At 61.6% G+C, this 24,738-nt stretch carries 18 protein-coding genes; 9 read left to right on the top strand and 9 right to left on the bottom strand.

The features are described 5' to 3' along the window. Positions 1-75: 75 nt before the first annotated feature. The 4 genes from K8U03_23060 (at position 76) to K8U03_23045 (ending at position 4,319) form a co-directional block, all read left to right on the top strand. Positions 76-1,248, top strand: coding sequence for an ROK family protein (locus K8U03_23060; GenBank protein MCE9607779.1), 1,173 nt, complete (start codon positions 76-78; stop codon positions 1,246-1,248). A gap of 236 nt (positions 1,249-1,484) precedes the next feature. Further along, on the top strand, positions 1,485-2,345 hold the full coding sequence (motA, locus tag K8U03_23055) for a flagellar motor stator protein MotA (protein ID MCE9607778.1): 861 nt from the start codon (positions 1,485-1,487) through the stop codon (positions 2,343-2,345). A gap of 74 nt (positions 2,346-2,419) precedes the next feature. Beyond that, entirely contained in the window at positions 2,420-3,178 is a 759-nt protein-coding gene (locus K8U03_23050; GenBank protein MCE9607777.1) for an OmpA family protein, read from the top strand. Positions 3,179-3,296: 118 nt separating this feature from the next. After that, positions 3,297-4,319: a PmoA family protein gene (locus tag K8U03_23045; protein MCE9607776.1), complete on the top strand. Its 1,023-nt coding sequence runs from the start codon at positions 3,297-3,299 to the stop codon at positions 4,317-4,319. A 148-nt stretch (positions 4,320-4,467) separates the two neighbouring features. Here K8U03_23045 and K8U03_23040 read toward each other — a convergent pair whose 3' ends face one another. Then, a complete protein-coding gene (locus K8U03_23040; GenBank protein MCE9607775.1) occupies positions 4,468-5,907 on the bottom strand; it encodes a PhoPQ-activated pathogenicity-related family protein in 1,440 nt (479 codons plus the stop codon). A 379-nt stretch (positions 5,908-6,286) separates the two neighbouring features. Here K8U03_23040 and K8U03_23035 point away from each other — a divergent pair, with 379 nt between their 5' ends. Continuing rightward, entirely contained in the window at positions 6,287-8,650 is a 2,364-nt protein-coding gene (locus K8U03_23035) for an MMPL family transporter (GenBank protein MCE9607774.1), read from the top strand. A gap of 55 nt (positions 8,651-8,705) precedes the next feature. Here the strand turns inward: K8U03_23035 and K8U03_23030 are convergent, their stop codons facing one another. Then, positions 8,706-10,898, bottom strand: coding sequence for an acetylxylan esterase (locus K8U03_23030; protein ID MCE9607773.1), 2,193 nt, complete (start codon positions 10,896-10,898; stop codon positions 8,706-8,708). A gap of 314 nt (positions 10,899-11,212) precedes the next feature. Here K8U03_23030 and K8U03_23025 point away from each other — a divergent pair, with 314 nt between their 5' ends. Then, positions 11,213-12,145 (top strand): hypothetical protein, encoded by a 933-nt coding sequence (locus K8U03_23025; GenBank protein ID MCE9607772.1) that lies wholly within the window; start codon positions 11,213-11,215, stop codon positions 12,143-12,145. 306 nt (positions 12,146-12,451) lie between these two features. On the opposite strand, the gene K8U03_23020 is transcribed toward K8U03_23025, so the two are convergent. From K8U03_23020 to K8U03_22990, 7 genes are all read right to left on the bottom strand, one after another. After that, entirely contained in the window at positions 12,452-13,594 is a 1,143-nt protein-coding gene (locus K8U03_23020; protein ID MCE9607771.1) for a sialidase, read from the bottom strand. 225 nt (positions 13,595-13,819) lie between these two features. Next, positions 13,820-15,640 (bottom strand): hypothetical protein, encoded by a 1,821-nt coding sequence (locus K8U03_23015; GenBank protein ID MCE9607770.1) that lies wholly within the window; start codon positions 15,638-15,640, stop codon positions 13,820-13,822. A gap of 273 nt (positions 15,641-15,913) precedes the next feature. Next, a complete protein-coding gene (locus K8U03_23010) occupies positions 15,914-16,972 on the bottom strand; it encodes a sulfate/molybdate ABC transporter ATP-binding protein (protein ID MCE9607769.1) in 1,059 nt (352 codons plus the stop codon). Further along, entirely contained in the window at positions 16,969-17,940 is a 972-nt protein-coding gene (gene cysW, locus K8U03_23005; GenBank protein ID MCE9607768.1) for a sulfate ABC transporter permease subunit CysW, read from the bottom strand. The genes K8U03_23010 and cysW overlap by 4 nt, the downstream gene beginning before the upstream one ends. Next, positions 17,930-18,745 carry a sulfate ABC transporter permease subunit CysT gene (cysT, locus tag K8U03_23000; protein ID MCE9607767.1) on the bottom strand — a complete coding sequence of 272 codons (816 nt, stop codon included), beginning with the start codon at positions 18,743-18,745 and terminating at the stop codon, positions 17,930-17,932. Before cysT ends, cysW begins: the two co-directional genes overlap by 11 nt. Positions 18,746-18,792: 47 nt before the next feature. Beyond that, the gene (locus K8U03_22995) at positions 18,793-19,872 is read right to left on the bottom strand and encodes a sulfate ABC transporter substrate-binding protein (GenBank protein MCE9607766.1); all 1,080 of its coding nucleotides are present in this window, start codon (positions 19,870-19,872) and stop codon (positions 18,793-18,795) included. A 206-nt stretch (positions 19,873-20,078) separates the two neighbouring features. Continuing rightward, on the bottom strand, positions 20,079-21,677 hold the full coding sequence (locus K8U03_22990) for a sigma-54 dependent transcriptional regulator (GenBank protein MCE9607765.1): 1,599 nt from the start codon (positions 21,675-21,677) through the stop codon (positions 20,079-20,081). 276 nt (positions 21,678-21,953) lie between these two features. On the opposite strand from K8U03_22990, the gene K8U03_22985 reads away from it, so the two are divergent. The 3 genes from K8U03_22985 (at position 21,954) to K8U03_22975 (ending at position 24,719) form a co-directional block, all read left to right on the top strand. Next, complete coding sequence (locus K8U03_22985; GenBank protein ID MCE9607764.1) at positions 21,954-22,172, top strand: YezD family protein; 219 nt, start codon at positions 21,954-21,956, stop codon at positions 22,170-22,172. Positions 22,173-22,619: 447 nt separating this feature from the next. Further along, the gene (locus tag K8U03_22980) at positions 22,620-23,441 is read left to right on the top strand and encodes a BON domain-containing protein (GenBank protein ID MCE9607763.1); all 822 of its coding nucleotides are present in this window, start codon (positions 22,620-22,622) and stop codon (positions 23,439-23,441) included. Positions 23,442-23,546: 105 nt separating this feature from the next. Continuing rightward, the gene (locus tag K8U03_22975; GenBank protein MCE9607762.1) at positions 23,547-24,719 is read left to right on the top strand and encodes a DUF1559 domain-containing protein; all 1,173 of its coding nucleotides are present in this window, start codon (positions 23,547-23,549) and stop codon (positions 24,717-24,719) included. Positions 24,720-24,738 lie beyond the last annotated feature (19 nt).

Here is a 24,738-nt window from a genome sequence, read left to right as displayed (position 1 = left end):
ATGCAAGTGATTTATCCAAGAAAACTGCGCTCCGAAACTTCCTCGGCTTCCCCTCCCACTGCGGGCTCTTTCCCCATGAAGACCGTCCCCTCGCGCGTCTTGCCGTCGCTCTTGCGACAGTTGAACGAACGAAGCGTGCTCACTGCGCTGCAATCGCGGGGCCCCCTCTCGCGGGCCGATATCTGTCGCCACACCGGTATCAGCGGCCCGACGGTCACGCGCGTCGTGGCTGCGTTGATCGAAGCGAAGCTCGTGGAAGAAGAAGAGCCGCAACAGCGCGTCGTCGGCCGGCCTGGGAAGATCGTGCGCCTGGCGCGTCATGGAGTGAGCGTGTTGGGCTTGGTCGTCGGTAAGTCGCATTGCGAGTTGGTCGCCTCGGGGCTCGATGGCCGCATCGACGAAGCGGAAGATGTGCGGACGTTTGCTACGCCGAAGCGCTATGCCGATCTCGTCAGCACTGCGGTGCGCCATGCGCGCGACTTGATGAGCAAGCGCAAAGGGAACGTGCTCGGCATGGGGATCAGCGTGCCGGGTTTGTTGAATCGTCGCGAAGGGCTTTCGATCGTCTCGCCGAATTTGCACCAGCTCGACGGTCGCAACCTCGGCCAAGACATAGGCGATCGGATGCAAATCGATTGCGTCGTGCTGCAAGAGTGCCATGCGCTTTGTTGGGCCGAGCAAGTCTACGGCGAAGCTCGCGACACGCCCGACTTCGCGATGCTCGACATCAGCGAAGGGCTCGGTCTGGGCGTGATGCAAGGAGGCCGGATCTTGCAAGGTCGCAGCGGTTTGGCCGGCGAGCTCGGACATGTCACCGTGCGACTCGACGGCAAGCCTTGCGGCTGCGGCAACCGAGGCTGCTTGGAAACCGTAGCGACCGACTCCGCACTCTGCGGCGCGGTCGGTGAGCGACTCGGGCGCACGATCGAGATCGAAGAGATCGTCGCCGGCGTGCAGTCGGGAGCGATCGAGTGTGAGCGCGAGCTCGGCGAAGTGCTCGACTATCTTTCCGTCGCCGTAGCGGCGGTGATCAACATCTTCAACCCCAGCAAGCTCTTCATTTACGGGCGCCTGCTCGACGCTCGGGCCGAGCTCTTCGAGCAGCTTCTCGAGCGAGTTCGCCGGCGCACGCTTGGCCCGAGCCTAGCCGATTGCGAAGTCGTACGCGCCCGCGGGAACAAACGGCTCGGCGTCGTCGCAGCCGCCGGCCATGTCGCGACCCACGGCCGCGACACTGCGGCCGGTTAGGGGCAACGTTGGCTTCTCCGTGCCTTATGAATCGGTACATTCGGCATAACCGGAACCGATCGGCGAGTGCTTTCTCGCTGCGTATCGGCAGCCACGGCGACGAATTCAGGGCTCCCTTCTCAAACGCGACCTAAATACCTATGGGCCGAACGGCGCTTGCGCTCCCGTTGCGGAGTTCTAGTCGCCTCGTTTCCGGCCTCGTGTTTTCATCGCTTTGCAAGTTCTAGGGTTCTTCTATGATCGTCATCGGTGGTTGCATCATCGTCATCGGCTGCGTGTTGGCGGGCTTCGTCCTCTCGGGCGGGCACATCCACGCGCTGATTCATCCGGCGGAAATCTTGACGATCGGCGGAGCCGCCGGCGGTGCGATGGTCATCATGTCGTCGAAAAAGATCCTTATCGATCTGTTCAAAGGGGTGCTCCACTCCTTGAAAGGCTCTCCTTACGACAAAGCGGCGTATGGGGAACTGTTTAAGATGATGTTCGACCTGATGCAGATCGCACGCCGCGAAGGGTTGCTCGCGCTCGAGTCGCATCTCGCGGACCCGCACCACAGCACGATCTTCAATAAGTATCCCAAGATCGCGGCCAATCATCATGTGATGGAGTTTATCTGCGGAGCGTTGATTCCCGTCGTCGAAGGAACGGCCAAGCCCGATCAGTTGCCGGCTTTGATGGACGCCGAAATGCGTTGCCTTGAAGACGAGCATCACGCTCCGATCATGGTGCTCTCGAAAACGACGGACGCCTTGCCGGGCTTCGGCATCGTCGCGGCGGTGTTGGGTATCGTCATCACGATGGGTGCGATCGACGGCCCGGTCGAAGAGATCGGTCATAAAGTCGGTGCGGCTCTCGTCGGAACCTTCTTGGGAATTTTGGCCTCGTACGGCTTCTTCGGCCCGATGGTCGGACGAATGGAAATGCTCGGGCACGAAGAGATGGCCTACTTCCGCACGATCGCTTCGATCATCACGGGCTTCGTCAACGATCTCAACCCGAAGGTCGCGATCGACATGGCGCGCCGCGGCGTGGCGACCGATCGTCGGCCGAACCGCGAAGAGCTCGATGCGTTGTTCAAAGAAGCCTCGGCCGCGTAAGCACGCAGCATTGCGTTTGATTCTCGATTTTCCTCACGTTCCCATAGCGCTCACTTAGTTCAAGGAAATCCACGATGGCAGGCGGCGGCGGTGGAGCTTGGAAAGTGGCGTATGCCGACTTCGTGACGGCGATGATGGCGTTTTTTCTCGTCATGTGGATCGTCGCGCAGAACAAGCCGGTGAAAGAAGCGATCGCCGGCTACTTCCGCGACCCGACCGGCTCCGGCCTAATGACCGGCGGCCAAGGGTTCATGGAAGGGGGCGCAGCGCGCTCGAAATCGGGGAGCGACTCGAAGAAGAACGGCGGCGGGCGCGTTCCTTCACTCGCGATGATTCAAAGCGGCGCCGGAACTACCGTCGGCGCATCGGTGTTGTTCGGCGAGCAGAGCGTCGACCTCGACGAGCCGGCTCGCGACCGACTGAAAGACATCTTGCCGCTGATGATCGGCCGGCAAACGAAGATCGAAATTCGTGCGCACGTGGTCCGAAGTTCTCAAGCCGCCGGCGGCGAAAAGAACGAGACCTGGAAAACCTGCTACGACCGTTGTTTGGCGGTGATGAATTTCCTGGAACAAAAGGGAATCGATCGGGAACGCTTTCGCTTGAGCCAGGCCGGTCCTTACGAACCGCAAGCGACGACGAAAGACCCTCAGTGGCGGAAGCGCAACTCGCGCGTCGAAGTCATCATGCTCAATGAGTATGTCGATGACTACGACAAAAACCGGGAGCAAACCACGACAGTCGCGAACAAGAAGCAGCAACTGGTGCGCGAGCCCGTGGCACACGAGCCCGAGCCGAAAGCGAAGCCGGCCGTCGACCATTCGGGCCACTAGAACGACCCGCGGCCGACCGAACCAAGCGTCGGCTATATCGATACTTTCGACGGCGCATCGCCCGAGTTAGGATAGTGCGAGTTTCCGCTTCGCACGCTCCTCCACGGACGAACCTCTCATGGCTCTTACGCTTCGCCGCGCGCTCGTTATCGTCGGGCTCTGTTTCTTTCCGTACGGTGAAGTCGCTTCGGCGGCCGACACGCTCGCCCTTACCGAAACGCCGCACCAGCACGTCGATCTCACGCAAGCCGGCCGGCTCGCGGCGCGGTTCATGATCGCACACGATATTTCGTCTCCCGAGCGCCGCGCGGAGACGTATAAGCCGTATCTCCATGTCTTCGCACTGACCGATGGCACGCGGCTGACGAAAGGGCCCGGCGGTTCGTTTCCGCACCATCGCGGAATCTTCGTCGGCTACAACAAGATCGAAGTCGACGGAAAGAAGTTCGATCGCTGGCACATGACCGGCGGCGATCAGATCGTGCGCAAAGTCGCCGTGTCGAGCAACACGGACAAGCCCGAGCTCAAGGCCGAGATCGAATGGGAAGCGGCAGCCGGAACGCCGCTGTTGACGGAAGAGCGCACGTTCACGTTTACCACGCTGACGAAGCCGTTTTATCTCGGCATCGAAATGACCAGCGCGCTCCGGCCGGTTGCCGGCGAAGCGACGCTCGACGGTGATCCCGAACATGCGGGAGCGCAGTTCCGCCCATCGGAAAAGATCGATGGCAAGCAAACGGTTTATCTCTTTCCGGGCGACGGGATCGACGCGAAGAAGGATCGCGATCTCGCTTGGGCTGCCGAGGTGTTTACGGTCGAAGGGAAGACGTTCACCGTCGCGATCTTGAACCATCCCGACAATCCGCGCGACACCCGATTCTCGGCCTATCGCGACTACGGCCGCTTCGGCGCGTTCCCGAAAGCAACCGCTACGGCCGAGAAGCCGTTGAAGCTCCGCTACAAATGGGTCGTCGCCGAGGGAGATGTGCGCGACGCCGCGGCGTTTCAAACGGAATGGAACACCTTCGCCGGCAAGAACGACCCGACGCCGAAACTAACGATCCGCCCAGCCGATCAACCGGCCCCGAAGAAACCGGAAGAGCCGAAGAAGCCAGAGCCGAAAAAGGAGTCCGCCAAGTAAGAGCCATTCCCGGCGAGCGGCCGGTGTGAACCGGCCGTTGGAAGCTCGGTCGATTTCGCGATGGAAATCTCTTGCGAAGATTTGTTGATCGCGAAGCTTCTTTGCAGGTTCAACGGGGACATTACTGTCCCCGCTCGCCTCGGAGGCTTTACTTCGCTTTCGGCTTTGCCGGCGACCCGATGACGCGGACTTGCGTGGAGAAGTAGTACGGCAGCACTTCATCGGCGTAGCGAGCCTCGCCGAAGATCGCCGTGCAGCCGCGTGTGGGCGTTGGCAGACGGTAGCGATACGTCCCCTCTTTTTCGGTGGTCGGATGTTTCGTCCACACGCTGTCGCGGAAGTCGCGCGTGAGGCTCGTGGCTTGCCACACGACGACTTCCTCCGGCCGACGATCGCTCCGAATCGCAAGCTCCAGCGCTTCGGCAGTGGGTGTGTAATCCCAACCGAGCTTCGGCAGTTTGAGCCGGCCTGCGGCATGGCGCTGCAAAGCCCCGATGCCGCCGACGACGCGGGCCAAGTCGTTGAGTCCGTGGCCGTTGTTCGGGACGTAGCAAACGTACTTGTCTCCTGGGAGCGCGTCCCAATACAGGTTGAGCGCTTCGAGGGGCCAATAGCGATCGTTCGTGCCGAGCAGCACGAGCTTCGGCTGCGGAATGCGCGAGAGATACCGATAAGGATCGACGATCTCCAAGAGCTTCTTGCCCAGCGGCGTATCGACGAGGAGCTGGATGCCGAGTTGCGTGTAGTCGACGAGCTGTTCGGAATAGCCTCCCCAAGAGTCGACTTGTAACTTCAAATGCCGGCTCAAGTCGAGCATGTCGATCACCATCGGCGCAAGGGCTTCGACGCGCGGATCGACGGCCGCCGTGAGCCAGGTCGTCCAACCGCGCTTCGAGGCACCGGTGAGCGTAAACTTCATCGGTTTCGCAGAAGCCGCCTGAGCCGGCCCGGCTTCTGCCGGCCACTCTTGCGCAGTGAACTCGCCGACGGCGTCCATCGCCCGCGTCGCGCTTTTCACCATCGGCAACAACAGGGGCCAGGTCGCGTCGCCGGTTGTGATGAATTGACGAAACGTGTACGAGATTGCGCCGTCTTCATAAAGCTCGTCGAAGATCGGTTGATGCGGGACCTGCTTCACTAGCGCGACGACGATGCCGAGCCGATCGGCCACATTCGTCAGCAGGAGAAATTCGCCGGAGAGTTTTTCATCGCCGGCGGCGGGCTTCGCGAGCTCGTCGCTCCAGCTTCCTCCGCCGATGACGAGAATGGCGCGCGTCGGGTCGAGAACTTGTTTTGGTCGGTAGACGAAGAGTTGATGACGCCACAGATCGCCGTGCCACCGTTGCGAGCTCAGAATCAGTTCGGCGAAACGGCCCGTACCTTGGCTGCCGCGGCGGCGCACGCTCCAGCGATAGTGGTCGTCGGGTTGGCGCACGTAATCGGCCAGCGTGGTATCGACGGCCGGGGCGGCCGGCGCGACGGCGACCATCGGCGGGTCCGCCCAAACGGGTTGTCCGACTACGACCTGCGCCACGACCATGCTCCCTACGATTGCGACGATCCGCCCAACCGAAACCGAGGTCCTCATGAACATGCGCTCCCTGAGCCCGAGATTTCTACGTGGCCGAGGCGGAAAAGATCGTGCAACGTGTCGAATCGGCCTGGAAAGCGGGATTTCTCCGGCGGCGCGGGGCCCGAGCGTAAGCGCGGCTGCCGGTTTTCGCCGATGAAGAACGTACTTTTCGGGGTCGGGTAGCCTGCGGTGCGCCACCATGGTGCAGCAACGCGATGCGGCGGATGATCGTAGCCGATCGCCGCCGGAAAAGATTAACTATTTGCAAGCAGCTTTCCACACTCGCGGCTGCCTAGAATAGAAAACTTGTCGCGGCTGAGGGGCGTTTGCGCTCCGGCCGCGCGGGCGTGTTTCGCAGCGAGTCGTCGGTTCCGGTCGGAGGAGTTCGAGTTCCGTGTTTCGTCAGTTATCGGAAACGTTCGACGCCCATCGTCGGTTCACGGCATTCGCCGTCGCCGCGACGACCCTCATTGCCGTGTACGGGCTCACTCGGCTTGAGTACGACGATCTTCCGCGCGCTACGTTTCGCTCGAACGATACCGACTTTGCGCGGCTCGAAGAAGCGTTTCATCAGTTCGGTGCCGACGATGTCGATTGTGTGTTCCTCGTCGAAGCCGACGACATCTACACGCCGAACAACGTCGCTTCGCTACGGCGCTTGATCGACGAGGTCAACAAGATCCGCGGCGTCGAGAGCGTGCAGAGCTTGGCCGACATCATGACGTTTCCGAAGCGGCAAGGAAGCAAATTCCTCAACACGTTGCTGCGTCCCGTCCCGACGAAGCCCTATTCGCTGCTGCCGAGCCTGAACGAAAAAGGGGAGATGCCGACGCCGGAGGAATGCCTCAAGGCGCGCAACAGCGCTCTGGCTCATCCGCTCGCGGCGCAATTGATGTCGGAAGACGGCCGCGCTACGCTCGTCGTGGCGCGCTTGAACGGCGGCGATCTGCCGATCCGCAAGATCTCGCCCATCATCACCGAGATGCACGCCGTGATCTCGCGGTTGGAGCATACGAGCGGGCTGCGGATCCGATTGACCGGCCTCGCGCCGATCCGCTCCGAGATCTTCGAGTCGGTGCAAAGCGAGAGTACGAAGTTCATTTGCGTCGGCGGTTTGTTGGCGGTCGCGATGGCTACCTGGATGTTTCGTCGCGTCTCGGCCGTGTTCATCGTCTGCATCTCGGCGCTCTTAGGCGCGGTTTGGACGATCGGGGCGATGGGGCTCGTCGGCGAGAAGATGAACATCATCACCACGGTGCTGCCGACCCTCGTGCTCGTCGTCGGCTTCACCGACGCCGTGCATCTGATGATCGACATTCGCCGCGAACGGGCCCTCGGCGTTCCTCCGCGCGAGGCCTCGCGCGACGCGCTGCGGCATCTCGGCTTGGCTTGCTTGCTTTGCTCTTTGACGACGGCCGTGGGGTTCGGTTCGCTCGCCGTCGCACAGATCGAAATCATTCAGAAGTTCGGCGTTATTTGCGGGCTCGGGGCCGTCTTCGCGCTGGTCGCCGTGCTCGCGACCACGCCGCTCCTCTCCGGCACGAAGCTCGGGCGCTACGTCCAATCGTCGGCCGAAGTCGATCTTCCGGAACGACTGGCGACCGCGCTCTTGCCGCTCGTGCGCTGGATCGTCTCGCATCGTCGAACGACCGCCACGGTCGGGATTTTGGTGACGGGGCTCATGTCGATTTCGATGTTCATGCTCACGCCGAGTAACCAATCGACCGAAGCGTTGCCGACGACGCGGCCTTCGTTTCAAGCGATCCAAGAACTCGATCGGCGCTTCGGCGGATCGACCTCGGCGATGATTCTCGTCGATTGGGATGCGCCGCTCACGCACGACTCCGGCGAGGTTCTGCGAGCGATCGACGACGCGCAAAAATTCGCCGAGACGCATCCCGACGTTCGCAATCCGATTTCGATCGTGAGCCTGATTCGTTCCCTACCCGACGGCCGCGGCACGGCGCTGGAGAATCAAGCCGAACAGTTGCGCTTCGTGCCCGACGAGACGGTAGCGCTCTACGTGCGTCACGAGCTGCGCCGCGCGATCATTCGGCTGCGCCTACAAGAAGTCGGCAGCAACGAACATCTCGAAATTTTCGACACGCTGCGAACCGGCCTCGTCGCACTGGAAGCCAAGCATCCCGGCCTACACTTTCATCTCACCGGTACGTCGGTCCTCGCTTCGCGCAATCTGAACCAGATGATTGCCGACCTCGCTGCCAGCCTCGGGTCGGCCGCGGCGATCATCTTCGTCGTGATGACGCTCGGCTTCGGCAGCTTCCGGCTCGGGCTCATCAGCATCGTGCCGAATCTGTTTCCGATGGTCGTCACGGCGTCGGTGCTCGTGCTTACCGGTCGCCCGTTGCAGATGACGAGCGTGATCGTGTTCAGTATTTGCCTCGGCATCGCCGTCGACGACACGATCCATTTCATCAACCGCTTCCAACGCGAGCTCCGGCTCGACGGCAACGTCGACGCCGCGATCATTCGGAGCTATCGGGCCGTCGGGTCGGCGATGATCATGACCTCGGTCGTGCTAATCGCCGGCTTCGGCAGTTTGCAGATCAGCGAAATGCCGACGACGCGCCTCTTCTCGGGCCTTTCGGTGCTCACGATCTTCGCTGCTCTGATCGGCGACCTGATCATTCTGCCGGCGATGCTCAGTTGCTTCGTGCCGACGCCGAAGCTGCCGCTCGCGCCGATCAGCGAAGCTTCGCTCGAGGTCGAAGCGGCGGCCTCCGGCGCGCACCGCTAAGAGCCGCTCCGCGAAAGAGCCACTCCGCTAGAGAGTCGTTCGATGCCGTCGCCGGTTACTTGGCCTCTTTCAAAGCCGGAGCCTTCCCGGTGCCGACGGTCGCCGCTTCCAGCGTTCCGGCCGCTCGGGCGGCATGAACGAGTTCCGGGATCTTCGCCTCGCCCCGGACGATCAATTTCTTGGGGCTTCCCAGCGCGATCAGCGCCGGCAAGTCGCCGTACTTCACGATGCCCGGCAGGAAGTTCGCGTCGAGATAATCTGTAAGCTTGTCGAAGCGGAAGCCTCCCGTTTCGATCTCGGCGAAATCGATCGTACCGGCATCGCATTGCGCGAGCGCCGCGGCGACCCATGGCCCCGCTCCGTTCGTACCGATCAAGTGGATTCCCGTGGGGGCTTCGCTATGCGCTCGGGCATGCGCGACGACGGCGAGAATGTCGTGTACGCGCTGCGCGAACAGCGGATGGTTGTAGCCGTAGGTGAAGCCCGCGAACATGCGCGGGTTCTTCACGCGGCGATTGGCATTCGCCGGAAAGTCGGAGTTGGTGTGCTCGCCGATGCCGAGCGGATCGAGCCCCGCGACGGCGTACCCGAGTGCGACGAGTGTTTCGACCATCACGCTCGCCTTGCCGTCTTTCTCCGTGAGGCCGGCGGTTCCCTTGCCGTCGGCCCAAACGACGACCTGCTTGTTCCACTTCTTAGGATAATAGTAACTTGCGACGACCGTCTCGCCGCGGGCTTTGTCGGAGAGGAGGCAGCGATATTCGAGGTAGTCGCCTCGATCTTCTTCCAGCAGATTCTCTTGGTCGATCTTGCCGATGTCGCTCAAACGCCGGCCGATGATCACATCGACCGCTCCGCCGACGACTTCGCGGTACTTCGCGAGCGAGGCCGCGTCCTTCGGCGTGAGCGCTGCGATTTGCTGGTCGGAGTCGGCCGTGAGCTTGCGCAACAGATCGCGCTCGTGTGCGTCGCCGCCGGCCGGCTTCGGATGTTCCTTCGACCAGACCGTGAGTTGCTCGACCGTCAGCGGTTCGATATCTCCTTCGACGATCGGTTCTTTCGCTTCGAGCTTCAGATGCTTGTTGAAGAAGCCGTACATCGCGGCCCGGCTGACGTAGTTGTAGTTGTGCGGAAATTGAATGTAGGGAAACGCCTCGAAATTCGCTTCCGCGCCGGTGAGCTTGTAGAGCCCTTTCAGCTCGGGATAGCCCTTGGTCATGATCTCGCGCGTCCAATCGTTGGCGGCGATCACGGCCATCGGGCGGGGCGCAAAGACGCCGGCGAGTTCGATGTTGCCGGTCTCGACGCGCAGCAAGCAGGAGTTTTCGCAGGTGCAGCCCCCTTGCATCGCGGTCGACACCATGACGGCCGGCACGATCACGGTCGGTCGCGGATCGACGGCCGCGAGGAGAAACGTCTGCGTGCCGCCGCCGCTGGCGCCGGTCACGCCGATGCGCGTCGCGTCGACGTCGTCCAGCCCGGTGAGGAAGTCGAGCACTCGGACCGAGTTCCACGTTTGCAGACCCATCAGCGATTGCAACCGGCTCTCGGCTTGCGGACTGTATAAGCCCCAGTTTTCGGGCGTCTCCATCTCGGGCCGCTTGGTGCCGTAGCGATGGCCGAGGTCGAACGAAAGTTGCGTCGCGTCGGAGTAGCCTTCCATGTCGTAGATGAAGACAATGCAACCGAGCTTCGCAAGGTGGGCACATTTCGATTGCAGGAAGAACCGGCCGGCGTTTTGATACTTCTCCGCACCCGTCTTGATTTGCTGCGAGACGACCGCTTCGCCGGCGTCGTGGAAGCGGGCGTCTTTCCAATGTCCGTGCGGACAAAGCACGACGGGCCGCTTCCCGGTGAAACCTTTCGGACGATACAAGCTGCCGCACACATAATGCCCAGGCACGCTCTCGAAGAAGACGCCGGAGACGGTGTAGCCGTCGCGGTCGAGCGGCGGATTTACGACCGCATTGAGCGGCGTCTTCGTCGGCATCGGCCAGATCCCTTGCGAGACCGCGACTTGCTTGCGCACGAAGTCGGCCCGCTTCTGCCATGTCTCCGTCGAGGTCGGCACGGTGAACGGAAAGTAGCCGTCGAGATCCTTGAGAGGGCCGAGCCGCGCGTCCGGCGGCGTCGCGCTCTTCGCATCGCTCGCCGGTTTGTCTGCGGCGCCGACGGGTACATGGCTTGCCGCGACGAAGCCGCAAGCGAAGAAAACGGCGAGCCCAAGACGACGAAGAACGTGCGACATCGGAGAATCTCCAAGCGGGAGAAAGTGGCGGCAGGGAAGGGCTGAAACGAGCATCGGCGCAGGTGAATTCAGTCGGCGTATCGTAACTTCGCGCCGACCGGAATGCCAGCAGGCAAAGTAGCAGGCACGTTCCACGTGCCGTCCGCCTACAAGACTTACGAGCGCAATACGGCTTCGTGAGAGAACGACGCTTGTGGCTACGGCACGTGGAACGTGCCTGCTACTTTCCCGGCTCGGGCTTCGTCTTGCGTCGGAAGCAGGGCTTCGTCACGCTAAGGGGAAGAAGTTCTTTTTTTGCGGTTGAGGAGTTCCCTATGTTGCGATTCCGTTGGGTCGTGGTCTGCGCGCTCGTCTTAGGCACGCCGGCGTACGGGCAGTCGACGGCTACGAAGCCGGCGCCGGCCGCGAACCAAGCTGCCGCGAACCAAGCTGCCGCGAAACAAGATTCCGCGAAGCATGATGCGGGGCTTCGCGTCTTCGTCTGCGGGCATAGTTTTCATGTCTTCCTGGCTCGCCACATCACCGAGATGGCCCGCGAGGCCGGGCTCGTCGGACATCAAACGGTCGGTGCGCAGATGCTTGGCGGGTCGAGCGTCACGCAGCATTGGTACCTTCCCGACGAGAAGAACCAAGTGAAGGAAGCCCTCACGGCAGGCAAGGTCGATGTGCTGACTCTCGCCCCGAATTGGTTCGTGCCCGACGCCGCGATCGACAAGTTCACGGAGTTGGCGTTGAAGCACAACCCGGAGACGCGCGTCGTCGTGCAACTCTCGTGGGCCGCCTACGACAGCGACGGCATCAAGCCGCGCATCACCGACAATCTGCAGCGCGACACGAAAACCCCGGCCGACATCGCGCACCTGCTTGACGTCTTCTACGCGATCCTCGAAAAGCAGGTGTCCGATATCAACGCCAAGCACCAACGAGAAGTCGTCGCGCTCGCGCCGGTCGGCACGGCCGTCGTGCGGCTGCGCGAGAAGGTAATCGCCGGCGAAGCTCCCGGCATCAAGAAGCAATCGGAGTTATTCACCGACCCGATCGGCCACGCCACGATGCCGGTCATCGCGCTCTGCTGCTACGTGAACTACGCCGTGATCTACGGCCGGAGCCCGGTCGGCTTGAAGACCTTCATCAACCAGAAAGACCCGAACTCCGCGAAGCTGCAACGAATGTTGCAAGAGATCGCCTGGGGCACGGTAACCAGCTACGGCCCGAGCGGAGTGAAGAAGAGCGAGAGCGGGGAGTAAACGCCGGATTGCTCCTTCCTCCTGGCGAGCAGGGGCAGTCATGCCCCCGTTGAACCTGCCAAGACGCTTCGTGATGTCACTCGATGATTGTGAATGCCGGTTGATGTGGCGATGTCGATCGCGCTCCCAACGGTCGGTTCACACCGGCCGCTCGCCTCGGAGATTGATTGCGAATCGGCTTCGCGTTATCGAGCTTCCGTGGATTGAAATCCACGGCTACCGTCGAGGCCGTCGCTACGCGACTTCCGGCATCGTAGTCAACGACGAACTAAGAACTAAGCACGACGAACCAAGCACGCCCGCCCCTCACTTCTTCAAGTGATGCTCGAAAAACGCATAGATCACGGCCGCGGCTTCCGGGGTCGGTCTATGCAGCGGGCGGTTCGTCATCGCGGCTAGGTTTTCTTTGCCGAGTAGTTTGTTCACCGCGATCAAGTGGTTCAACGCGCGCCAGTTTTTCGGCGGGTCTTCGCTGCCGCCGGAGTCGAGCATCGGGCGGCCGGCCATCAGGGCGTGGAGCTCGAGCATTTCGCGGCTGTTGTTTTCGTAGAGCTGTTTATAAAGGCCCGTCCGCGGCTTCTCGGCCGTCGGGATGCCGCGCGGGCGTTGCGGTCCTCCGTCCCAACCGAGGTACCACGGTTCCCAATAGTTGACGTTGCCGTTGGTTTCGTCGAACACGATGCCCGGATCGACCCACACGGCGCAGGCATAACGCGCGTCGAGACAGGAGCCGAACATCGACCACTTGCCGCCGTACGAATGGCCGACGATGCCGATCCGTTGCGGGTCGACGTTCGGCAACTGCGCGAGTGCCGTATGGCAGTTCGCGGCGACCGAGGCGAGATAGCCGAGCGGTTGCAGCTTGAGCTGGTTGCCGATATCGACGAGCAGCTTCCGAACATCCGCCTGCGGCTCGGCGAGCGTGCCGGGCGTGGCGATCGAAAGCGTGACGAACCCGCGCCGCGTGAGCTGCACGCCGAAGTCGATCGCGCCGAGCGTGTCGGGCTTGCCGAGGCCGATGCTCGATTGCGGTTCGTAGAACGGAATGAAAACGGCAGGGAAGGGGCCCGTGCCGTCGGGGGTCAGCAGATAGCCGTCGGCCATCCGACCGTTCGGGCCGACCTCGACATGGACGTGTTGCTGCGTGAAGTTCTCGCGGCGTTCCTTGTCGAGATACTCGACCTTCGGCTTCGCGATCGGCTCCGGTTTGCCGCCGAGCAGCTTCCACCACTTCGCTTCGATCTCGCCGCGCCGCGCCGGCCACTCGGCGGCGGAGGCGACGCGTGTGCCGTCGTCGCGCTCGAGCGGCGAGCGGTAGTTGCCGAGGTCGCCCACGTATTCCTGCGGCGGCCGGCAATGCGGCGCGACTTTCGACCACACATCGTCTTTCGCGGCGACGGCCTGAGAAGCGACCTGAGCCGCGGCCGGGGTCGTCGCCAAGAGCGGCATCAAGTGCAAACCAATGAGAACGGCGCAAGACAAGAAGCGAGGCATGGGCGGGGTCTCCTCGGCGTGAGAGCGCGGATGGCGCGAACTGCGGAGACGTATTATGCGGTCGCCTGCGGAGCGGGTCTAGCATTTGCTTCCCGCTCGTCAACGCAAGCGGCCGGCCTTCATCGCCAGATGCGTGAAGGCCGGCCGTTGCGAGATCGTAGCGGCGAACTCTTTTTCGGATCAGAAGTCGACTTGCAATCGCGTCACGAACAAGTCGGCGGCGCTGTTGCCGCGCACTTGGTTGTCGAGCATCGCGTGGATCCAGTTGAACTGAACCTTCGTGTAGGTATTGAGAAACCACGTGAGGCCGACGGTTGAATCTTGGAGCAAACCGGCGCCGTTGCCGTTCGAGGCGGCCGTGGTGCTTCCGCTTTGCGGGGCGGGAAGATACGTGCCGTTGAGCTTCGACGGGTTATTGAGATCGACATACGACCAACGAGCCGCGATTTCCCAAGCACCCCAGCCGTGAATTCCGCGCTGACCTTTCGTCAGCGAGAAGAAGTCGGAGTACGGAATGATCTTGCCGAGCGTCGCGGTCTTCTTGTCGAACACGCGATGTTCGCCGGTGAGGCGATACGCCACTTGAGCGTAAGCACCGTGATAGAAGACCGAACCTCGCGAGCTGTCGACGAGCGTCGCCATGAATTCGGACGTGAACCCGAGCGGCCCGGCCTGATAAACCGTTTCCAAACCGTAGATCTGGAAGTTGTCGGCGCGATACCGACCGGTATCGGCGAAGATCGGCGTCGAGGCAAACGCTTGCCCGAAGGCTTGCGAAGTCTCGGTGTTGCCGATCGGTCCGAATTCCGGCGTCGTACGGGCTTGATAGTAAGGAATGTTCGAGTTGCTGCCGGCCGCCGTATTGGCCGAGAGTCGGCTGAAGTCGTACGAAGAACCGATCGTCCAGAGATAGCGATCGCCGGCATGCTCATCGTAGTAGAGCAAGTGCGTGGCACGCGACGAGAACGAATAGCCGCCCGAATCGCCGATGTCGGTCGCGAAGCGGTCGTCGCCGAGCGGGGCGTTGTTGAAGCCGCCGGTTTTGAACACGCTCGCGGCCCAAGTCGTCGTTTGATCTTCGTTCGAGTTGTAGCTCATCACGCCGACGCGTCGGAACGGCACGAACGAAAGGAACGGCAACGACCGTTCGAGAAACGTCAGGTTGCGGAAGCCGGTCAAAGCGTCGACGCTGAATGGTTGGCAGTATTGCCCGCCGCGCACTGTGCCGAGCAGCGGCAAGTTGCCTTGCTCGACCCAGACGTCGAAGAAACTCGGGTGGCCGGCCGTGGCGAAGTCGAACTCGAACATGTAGTTGGTGAATTCGGCGACCTTGCCGACGACCGCGAAACGTGCGCGGCGGAAGCCGATGCCGTCTTGGCCGTTGCCGACCGTGGCGATGCTGTTCGGATCTTGATCGAACCAGCAACCGTCGAGCTGGGTGAAGCCGGTGATCTTCCACGAAGGATACTCTTCGGAAGCTTTCTTGGCGGCTGCCGTCTTATCGGCTTCGTCGCGCTTCTTCAGGCGACCTTCGACGTCGCCCAAGCGCGCTTCGAGTTTCTTGATGTAGTCTTCCGGGCTGCCGGGCGTCGGGACCGGCGGCGGGGCGACGTACGCTGCGAGATCGACCGGGCCGTCGTTGGCGATCGTCGGCCCATCTTGCGGCGCGGCGAAGAAGATCGGCCGAGCGGGAGCCGTCGGCGCCACGCGGTTCGCGACCTCTTCTAACTTCGGCTCGACCGGCGGCTGCGCGTATTGCGGCACCGGCAGCGGCGGCATGGTCGCCGGCGCGGAGGCCGATTGCTGCGCGAGGAATGGATCGACGACTGCAGACTCGGAAGCGGACGAAAGGGCCTGCGTTTGGGCTTGGCCTGGAACGACGGCGGCGACCGTCGAGATAAACGTAATGAAAAGAAGACCTCGGCTGATTTGCCGTCGGTGGAAAGATCGCAGTCGTCGACTCGCCGCAGTTGAACTGCGGCGAGGGAACTGGCCTCCCATGACCTGCCCTCCTTGGTGAATACGGCGAACTCGCGTCCGCGCCCCGGATCGCATGCCGACGCTTCCTTGCGCCGAGCTATGCTCTCGTATTCGTTGGAATCGTCATTTCAGGCACGTTAGAAGGGGAAAAATCGCCATAAATGCTGAAATTGTCGCGACCGATTTCTTGCGCAACTGGGTGCGCAAAGCCCTAGGCAACAAGATGTTGCGGCTTAGAAGAATATGCGCAGCGACCTTAACGGTCGGCGAAGTTACGCAATGCCGCCGGCAGTGCTAGATGCTGTATTCCGGCAGGAACACGCGCACGCGGCGCGGGGCCACGAACACGATCTCGCCCTCTTGGAGATTCAACTCGGCGTAGCGGTCGGGCGTCAGCTCGACATGCACCGACGAGCCGTAGTCGAGCGACACGCCGTAGACCTTCGCGACGGAACCGGTCGGATTCACGCGCTCGACCGTGATCCGAATTGCCTTCTCGCTCACCGCGTAGCGCTCGATGTCGAGCTCGTGCGGTCGGACGTAAACCGTCGCTTCGCGCGATTCGCCGTGCGGATAGTCGGGATACTCGACTTCCATTCCTCCCCACGAGGCCTTGCCGTTTTGCACACGCCCGCTGAAGACGTTGACGTTGCCCAGGAAGTCCATCACGAACGGGTTCGCCGGATGATCGAACACTTCGCGCGGCGTGCCGACTTGCTCGACTTTGCCTTTGTTCATCACCACGACCTTGTCGGCGACCTCGAACGCTTCTTCTTGGTCATGTGTCACGAAGACGCTCGTCATGCCGATCTCGTCGTGCAGGCGACGAAGCCATTGGCGAAGCTCTTGCCGCACCTTGGCATCGAGCGCGCCGAACGGCTCGTCGAGCAGCAGCACTTGCGGACGGATCGCTAGCGCACGCGCGAGCGCCACGCGCTGCCGCTGGCCTCCCGACAGTTGCGAAGGGAAACGACGTTCCATGCCGCTGAGCCGAACGAGATGAATGAGCTCGTCGACCCGGCGCGTGATCTCGGCCTTCGGGGTCTTGCGCACGCGCAGGCCGAACGCGATGTTCTCGAACACGCTCATGTGGCGGAAGAGAGCGTAGTGTTGAAACACGAAGCCGACGTTGCGATCGCGAGCCGAGCGATGTGTGACGTCTTCGTCGTGATAGAGCACCGTGCCGCCGTCGGCCGATTCGAGCCCGGCGATGATGCGCAGCAGCGTGGTCTTGCCGGAGCCCGAGGGCCCGAGCAAGGCGAGAAGCGAGCCGTTGGTGATGTCGAGCGAGACGTTCTCGAGCGCGGTGAAATTGCCGAAGCGTTTGCCGACGTTGGAAATTCGGATGCTCATGCTTCTCCCCCTACGTTGCGCATTTCGGCCGCTTCGGCCAAATCGCGTTTGGTTTTTCGTTCGAGAACGACTTTGATCGTGAGCGTGACTAAGGCCAAGAGCGTCAGCACCGAGGCGACGGCGAACGAGCCCGGATTGTTGGATTCTTGAAACAGTTTTTCAACCCGCAACGGCATCGTATCGGTCCGGCCGGCGATATGGCCCGACACGACGTACACGGCGCCGAACTCACCCATCGCGCGGGCATTGCAAAGGATGATGCCGTAGAGCAAGCCCCATTTGATATTCGGCACGGTCACGCGCCAAAACAGTTGCCAGCCGTTGGCCCCCAGGCTCACGGCGGCGGTTTCTTCTTCGCTGCCGATCGCCTCCATCACGGGGAGCAGTTCCCGCACGACGAACGGCATCGTCACGAACGTCGTCGCGAGGATCAGCCCCGGCACGGCGAACGCGATCTTGATGTCGTGCTCCATGAGGAACGGCCCGAGGAAGCCGGTGCGTCCGAAGATCAGCAAGATCATCAAGCCGGCGACGATCGGCGAGACCGAGAACGGCAAGTCGATCATCGCGGTGAGGAGCGTGCGGCCCGGAAAGCGAAACCGCGCGATCGCCCAAGCCGCGGCGACACCGAAGATGACGTTCGCGACGACGGCGACCGGCGCGACCATGAGCGTAAGGAAGATCGCGTGCGTCGTGTCGGGATCTTGCGTGAGGTTCTTCCAGTACACCGACCAACCATCGGCGAACGCTTGATAGAACACGCTGATGACCGGAATCACGATCAGCACCCCGACGACGGCCAGCGCGCTGCCGATGAGCAGGATGCGGACCCAGAGCGGATCGTGTCGCGCGGTCGAATCGCGAACCGGCGAGCTGCGCGGCAAGGTCGCGGGCGCCGGCGCAACCGCCGGCGAAGGCTTAGTCGTTGCGGCGATCGGGTTCGGGGCTGTGGGGTTTTTAGTTTGCATGGCGGTTGTTCCAACGCTCAAGCAAATTGATCAACACCAGCATCGCGAAGGAGATGGCGAGCAACATCACGGCGATCGCCGTCGCTTCGGCATACTTCGCTTGTTCGAGGCGGGCCACGATCAGCACCGGCGCGATTTCCGTTTGGAACGGCAGGTTGCCCGACACGAAGACCACGGAGCCGTATTCACCCAACGCGCGAGCGAACGACAGGGCGAAGCCGGTCGTCGCGGCCGGCAGCAACGTCGGCAAGATGATGCGATAGAACGTCTGCCAACGGGTGGCGCCGAGCAAGTGGGCCGCTTCTTCCGTGTCGGCGTCGATCGTTTCCAGCACCGGCTGAATCGCGCGGACGACGAACGGCAAGCCGATGAACGTCAGCACGACGACCACGGCGAGCGGCGTATACGCGGCCTTGATTCCTAGCGGAACCAAATACTGGCCGAGCCAACCCTTCTCGACGTACAGGCTCGAATACACGAGGCCCGCGACGGCCGTCGGCAGCGCGAACGGCAAGTCGATCAGCGAGTCGATCACTTGCTTGCCGAAGAACTCGTAGCGCACAAGCACCCACGCGACGAGCATTCCCAGCACGACGCTCGCCACCGCCGAAAGCAGCGAGGCCGTGAATGTGAAGCTATAGGCGGCGCGGGTACGCTCGGTCCACACGGCCGCCCAAAACTCGCCGGCAGTCAGACTGCTGACTTTTATCAAACAGGCGATCAACGGGATGATCAGGAGCACGCCGAGATAGGTCAGCGTGAACCCTAAGCTCGCCCCGAATCCCGGTAGGACTCGACGACTCATAACGACGCTCCGCTGGTACGGTTGCGAGGAGGATGCGGTCGAGGCATTTACTTAGCCGCAGGAGTATAGATCTTGTCGAAGACGGCTCCTTCGCCGAAGAACTCGGCTTGCGCCTTATCCCAACTGCCGGCGACCTTCTCCACCGTGAAGAGTTCGATCGGATGGAAAGACTTCGCGTGCTTCAGCAACACTTCTTTGTCGGAAGGGCGATAGTAGTTCTTCGCGATGATCTCTTGGCCTTCCGGCGTGTAGAGGAATTCGAGATAGGCCTTGGCGATGTCGGCCGTTCCCTTCTTCTTGACGTTGGCATCGACCCAAGCTACGGTCGGCTCGGCGAGCACGCTCACCGGCGGATTGATGATTTCGAGTTCCCCCTTCGCTTCGGCGATTTCGTAATGGGCTTCGTTTTCCCAAGTCAGGTGGACGTCGCCGATGCCTCGTTGCGCGAACGTGACCGTGGCGCCGCGAGCTCCCGAGTCGAGAACCGGCACGTTCTTATAGAGCGCGCTGACGAACTTCTGCGCGTCTTCGGCGCTTCCGCCTCGTGTCGTGACCGAACCCCAAGCTCCGATGAAGCTCAGCTTCCCGTTGCCCGAGGTCTTCGGGCTCGGCGTGATGACCTTCACGTCCGGACGAATCAGATCGGCCCAGTCTTTGATCCCCTTCGGGTTTCCCTTGCGGACCACGAAAACGATCGTCGACGTGTACGGCAGCGAGTGATTCGGGAGTCGCTTTTCCCAACCCTCGGCGATCAGGCCGGCCTTGCGGATCTGATCGACGTCGGGCCAGATGGCGAGCGTGACGACATCGGCGTCGAGGCCGTCGATCACGGAACGAGCTTGGCTCGACGAGCCGCCGTGCGATTGCTTGATCGACAGCTTCTTGCCGCTGTCCTTCTCATATTTCGGGATGAACGCTTCGTTGATCTGCTTCCAAAGTTCACGCGTCGGGTCGTACGACACGTTCAGTAGTTCGATTTCCTTCTTCGCGGCCGAGCCCCCGGCGGAGCCACTCGGCGTAGTTTTCGAGTCGCTGCAACCGCAGAGTGCCATGCCGACGAAGCTCACTCCGGCCAGCGAAAGCAGGGAACGACGCGAGAGGCTAAGAAGACTCGAACCGGTTGACATCGAAGAGACCCTTTTAACGGAAGGCGTAATACAAAGAAGAGTGAGTGGTTAGATAACTATGTTGATCGTTATCGTAATGATTGATTTCTAGCTTGACGATTTTGGCGTAAATTGTTTTCGACAAGAGAGTTGCACAACGCAACAATGCGCCCGTTCGACATCGGTGGTCGAAGGGCTCAGAGCGTCGAAAAGCTCAAGGGAGCGAATTAAAGTCCGTCGCGAGGGTTGCGAAACCGCTGCCAGTCGAGCCCGAGATTTCGCATTCGCCCCCGTAGTGTGTGCGGATTTATCCGCAAAATCCGTGCCGCTCCGAATGGCCCTTCGATCCGACCCTGGGTTCTTATCAAAGCCGCTTCGATATGCAAAGCCATCGCCTCGTCTAAAGTCGGAAACTTGCTGCCGTTCAGTGCCGGCACGGAGGGATACGTTTGCGACGCTTCCGGCGATTCCACGACTACCGGCAACGACCGATCGGGTAGCGTCGGCTGATTCCCGAGCGCCTTCGCGACGTCGATGCGCCGCCCTTCGCCGAGGATCACGGCTCGCTCGATCACCGCGGCCAGCTCGCGAACATTCCCCGGCCAGGGGTACGCGATCAACCGCTCGATGTCGTCGTGCTCCAAAGCCAGCAGCGGCATGCCGAGGCGCTGGGCCGAGCGCTGCGCAAAGTGCGCCGCCATCGACGCGATATCGGTCTTGCGCTCTCGTAACGCCGGCAGCCGCATCGGAAACACCGACAGCCGATACCACAGGTCTTGGCGGAAGCTGCCGTCTTTCGTCATCGCTTCCAAGTTGCGATGCGTAGCCGCGATGATCCGGACGTTCACGGTAACCTGCGACTCGCCGCCGACGCGCTCGAACGTGCCGTCTTGCAACACGCGAAGCAGCCGCACTTGCGCGCCGGGCGTCAGCTCGCCGCACTCATCGAGCAGGAGCGTGCCGCCGTCGGCTCGCTCGAACCAACCTTTGCGTTGGCCTGCCGCACCGGTAAAGCTTCCTTTCTCGTGTCCGAACAATTCCGAGTCGATCAAGTCGGGGGAGATGGCACCGCAATTGACCCGTAAAAACGGCCCTTTCACACGATTCGAGCGTTCGTGAATCGCGCGGGCGACGACCTCTTTACCGGAGCCCGACTCGCCGAGAATCAAGACCGGAACGTCGGTGCGCGCGACCTGTTCCACACGCTGCATCGCTTCGCGCAAGCCGGTGTTTTCGCCGACGATCTTGTCGGTGATGCCGGCCCGTCCGAGCTTCGAGAGGAGGGTCCGATTGTCGGCCTCGGCCGCTTCGCGGAGCACGCGCAGCTCGCGCTGACGACGATCGTTTTCGATCCAAGCCGTGAAAGGTTCGAGCAAGTGCTGCACGATCTCGAGATGCCGGTCTTGAAAATGCCGCGGCGCTTGCGTCGCGAAGATCGCGAGACCGACCGGGCCATGCTCGGCGTTCAACGGACCGATGATCACCTCCCCTTCCAGATCTTCCGGCAGCACGCCGGCGGGGAGTTCGTCGAGACGCCGCGCATCGCCGTGCAGCAGCGTGTTGCGAGCGCACCACGCGAGCACGGCGGCGAATTGTTGTTCGGTCAACGGATGCCGATGTTGCTGCGGTGGCGAGCACGGGCGGCAAACCCCGGTGGCGATCGTTTCGAGCGTGTGTCGTTCCGCATCGAAGCGGCGGATCAGCACGAGATTGATCGGCGTGCGTTGAAAAAGCGTCGGGGCGGATTGCGCCACCGCCTCGCCGATTTCGATATGCCGGCAGGCTTCGCGCCAAACGCTGAGAAGAAAAGGGGCAAAGCGTTCCATGCTTGCGTCCGTGGGATTCGCTGGGTGTCTAGGTCAGGAAACTGAAAACCCGTGTTATTTAACGGATCTGAGTGGGTCTTCGTTATGATCGCTAATGGCTCTCCAAAAAGCACGTGAAAAACACGTGTTCGCAAATTGGCACGGGGTTCGCATTGTAACAGTCCGTCTGGAAAGCATGTTGATAATGTTACTGAACATTATGCCGGAGTCGTCCCTGTGTCTAGATCGCCGACCACGGAATCGGGTTCGAGAAAGGATTTCGGCAAAGCCGTACCCATGAACGACTCCGCTTCCCAAGGCCCTCAAGGCACTGGCTCGCAAGACAACGAACGGCCTGCCCCGTCGGCGACCCGCAACCGTGAAGAGCACCTGCAATGGGTTCTTCAGCAGGTTCGGCAAGCGCTGACGGGCCTGAAGTTCGGCCAGGTCGTGATCACCGTCCAAGACGGCCTCGCGATCCAGATCGAACGAACCGAAAAGACACGACTCCGTTAGCACGAAACAGAGTTAGTACGCACCGCACGCACGCCCAACACCATTACTCATCGCCGCACCCTTAACACTTTTTATTCGCCAGCGCTGCTCACCGGTCTGCCGGAGGCATGTTCTCAACGAGAGAAACTTTCTTAGGACGAGAAAGCAGGATCTCAGGAAGAGAAAAAACTATGCCTACCGAATCCCACCCTACCGCCGACCGATCGAACTTCTTTTGCCTAAGCACGCTGAGCCCGTTCGCTGCATCGCCTCGATCTTCTCGATTGCCCGCTCGCGAGACCGACTCGCGAGTCGTGCGATCTGAGACGTCGAGTTGTCGTTGTCGTCGATAGTCGCCGGCGTGTTTCAGTCTCCCCACGCGGAAACATCGTCGGATTGAGCCGGCCGAATTTTTTCGGTCGCCGACGAAGCGTTCGCAGTTCCGGAAGTTCGTCAGGGCAGTTCGTTATGCAAGACCGTGTACTTAAATTACAGAAGCAAGGGATGAACATTGCGCTGATGCGCCGTGTCGCCGAAGTGTTGATGTCGTACGAGCCGGAGCTATTCCGCTCGATCGACCTCGATGCGCGCGGAAAAGTCGTGATCTTGAAGGGCCGCATCGTCGGCGAAGACGGACAAAAGCGCGCACTCGAGTTGGCACGTTGCACGGCGGGCGTGGAAGAGGTGGTCGATTGCCTGACCGTTATTCCTCGCGCTCGGCCTGAGCCGGTGATCGACACCATTCAGGCGCCGCGGAAGGAAGACTCGGCTTGGAGTCGCGCTTTGGTGTTGGTGTCGTTGCTCGCCGTGATCTCTTCGGCCGTGATCTCGATGGTGAAGGAGCCGGGCGAGTTCGCTACGGAAGAAGTTCCCGCCGTCGCTGTGGTGCAAGAAGAGAAGGCTCCGGTCTATGCAGTCGAAGGAACGTTGTTCGTCGAAGGCAAGCCGGCCGAGGGAGCGCGGGTCGTGTTTCATCCGGTCGCGGGAGAGAAGCCTTGCCTAGCTTCGGCCATCGTCGGACCGAACGGCCGTTTTTCCTTAAAGACGGTCGACAATCGCGACGGCGCAACCGCGGGAAAGTTCGCCGTCACCGTGGCTTGGTATCGTCCGATTCCGCCGGGAGAAGAGATTTCGCCGGAAGAAGCCGGGAGCCTCGTACCACGACGCTTTCAACGGGTCCACACGACGCCGCTCAGGATCAACATCACGCCGCCGCTCGAGTCGCCGACCGCATCCATTCAGCTACCGCCGATCCACGTTATGAAGCCCGGCGGCGTCCGTCGCACCTAAGACGCACGGACGACTAGCCGCGAACCGCGCACAACACGATTCACTTTCCGTTTCCATCTCGCTTTTCCATTTTCTTTCGCACGTTTTTCTAGGGAGTGTTCTCACATGAAGGTTTCTCTTACGAATCGGTGGTATCGCCGCAAGTCGCGCGGTTTCACCCTGATCGAGTTGTTGGTCGTCATCGCGATCATCGCCGCCTTGGCCGCGTTGATTTTCCCGGCAGTGCAAGGGGCTCGCGCCACCGCCAAGCGCTCGGGCAGCCAAAGCAATCTGCGCAATATCGCGTTGGCCGTCTTGAACCACGAAGCTCAAGTCGGGAACTTCCCGGTTGCCGGACGCGTTCCCGGCGACACCAAGCCGCGCACGGGCTGGATCACGCATGTCTTGCCGCAACTCGAACGTCGCGATCTCTACACGCGCTACGACTTCTCGAAGGATTGGTACAACGTCGTTAACCTTCCCGTCACCTCCACGCAAATTCCGGTGCTGATCGACACCGCCTCGCCGCAGCCGGATCGTTACGACGACCAACCCAACGCCGCCACGGCCTTCGGCACCGGCACGGTCTTGGTCGCCGGGGCGACGACTCCGGTCGGCATTACCGACTACGCGAGCGTTCGCTCGGTCGACGTCCGCCTGTTTACGCCGACCGGTACGCCTCCGTCAGGGGTCACCGCCGGCATCGACGGCCCGAACCCGGGGAGTACGCTCGGCATCGCCCAAACCGGCGGCACGCCGACCGGCGGCACCTACGCTTCGACGAAAACGCTCGGTGCTTACGTCAACGCGACCGGCCCGGGCATTATGCCTCCGAACCTCAAGTCGCGCTTGGCCGACGTGACCGACGGCCTCTCGCATACGATTCTGATCGCCGAATCGCATGCCCGGCCCTATCTTTATCGTCGCGGCAAAAAGGTCAGTTCCGATCTGAAGACGATTCGGGTCAACGGCGGCGGTTGGTCGCGAAATGCGAACGACATTCGTTTGCAAGGATACACGCGTGACGGTGAGACCGAAATCGGTCCCTTCGCTATCAACGCCGCGAACGGTACTCAGGTCGAAGATATAACGACCAGCGCCACGACCGGCGGTAACAACGTGGCCTACGGCACCGACGGCACCGGAGCCATCTATAGCTTCCATGCGGGAGGCGCCCACGTCGCCTTCGGCGATGCTTCGGTGAAGTTCTTGAGCGAGAAGATCGACATCGCGGTTCTCGCCGCGCTGGTCACCCGCGATCAGAACGAACTCGTCGACGACGGCGAACTCAATAAGTAGTACGGCGCAGGATAGTACG

The sequence above is a fragment of the Planctomycetia bacterium genome (assembly GCA_021413845.1).
GTDB lineage: Bacteria > Planctomycetota > Planctomycetia > Pirellulales > PNKZ01 > PNKZ01.
The sequence above is the reverse complement of the archived record's forward strand: the minus strand, read 5'-3'. Positions and strand labels throughout refer to the sequence as shown.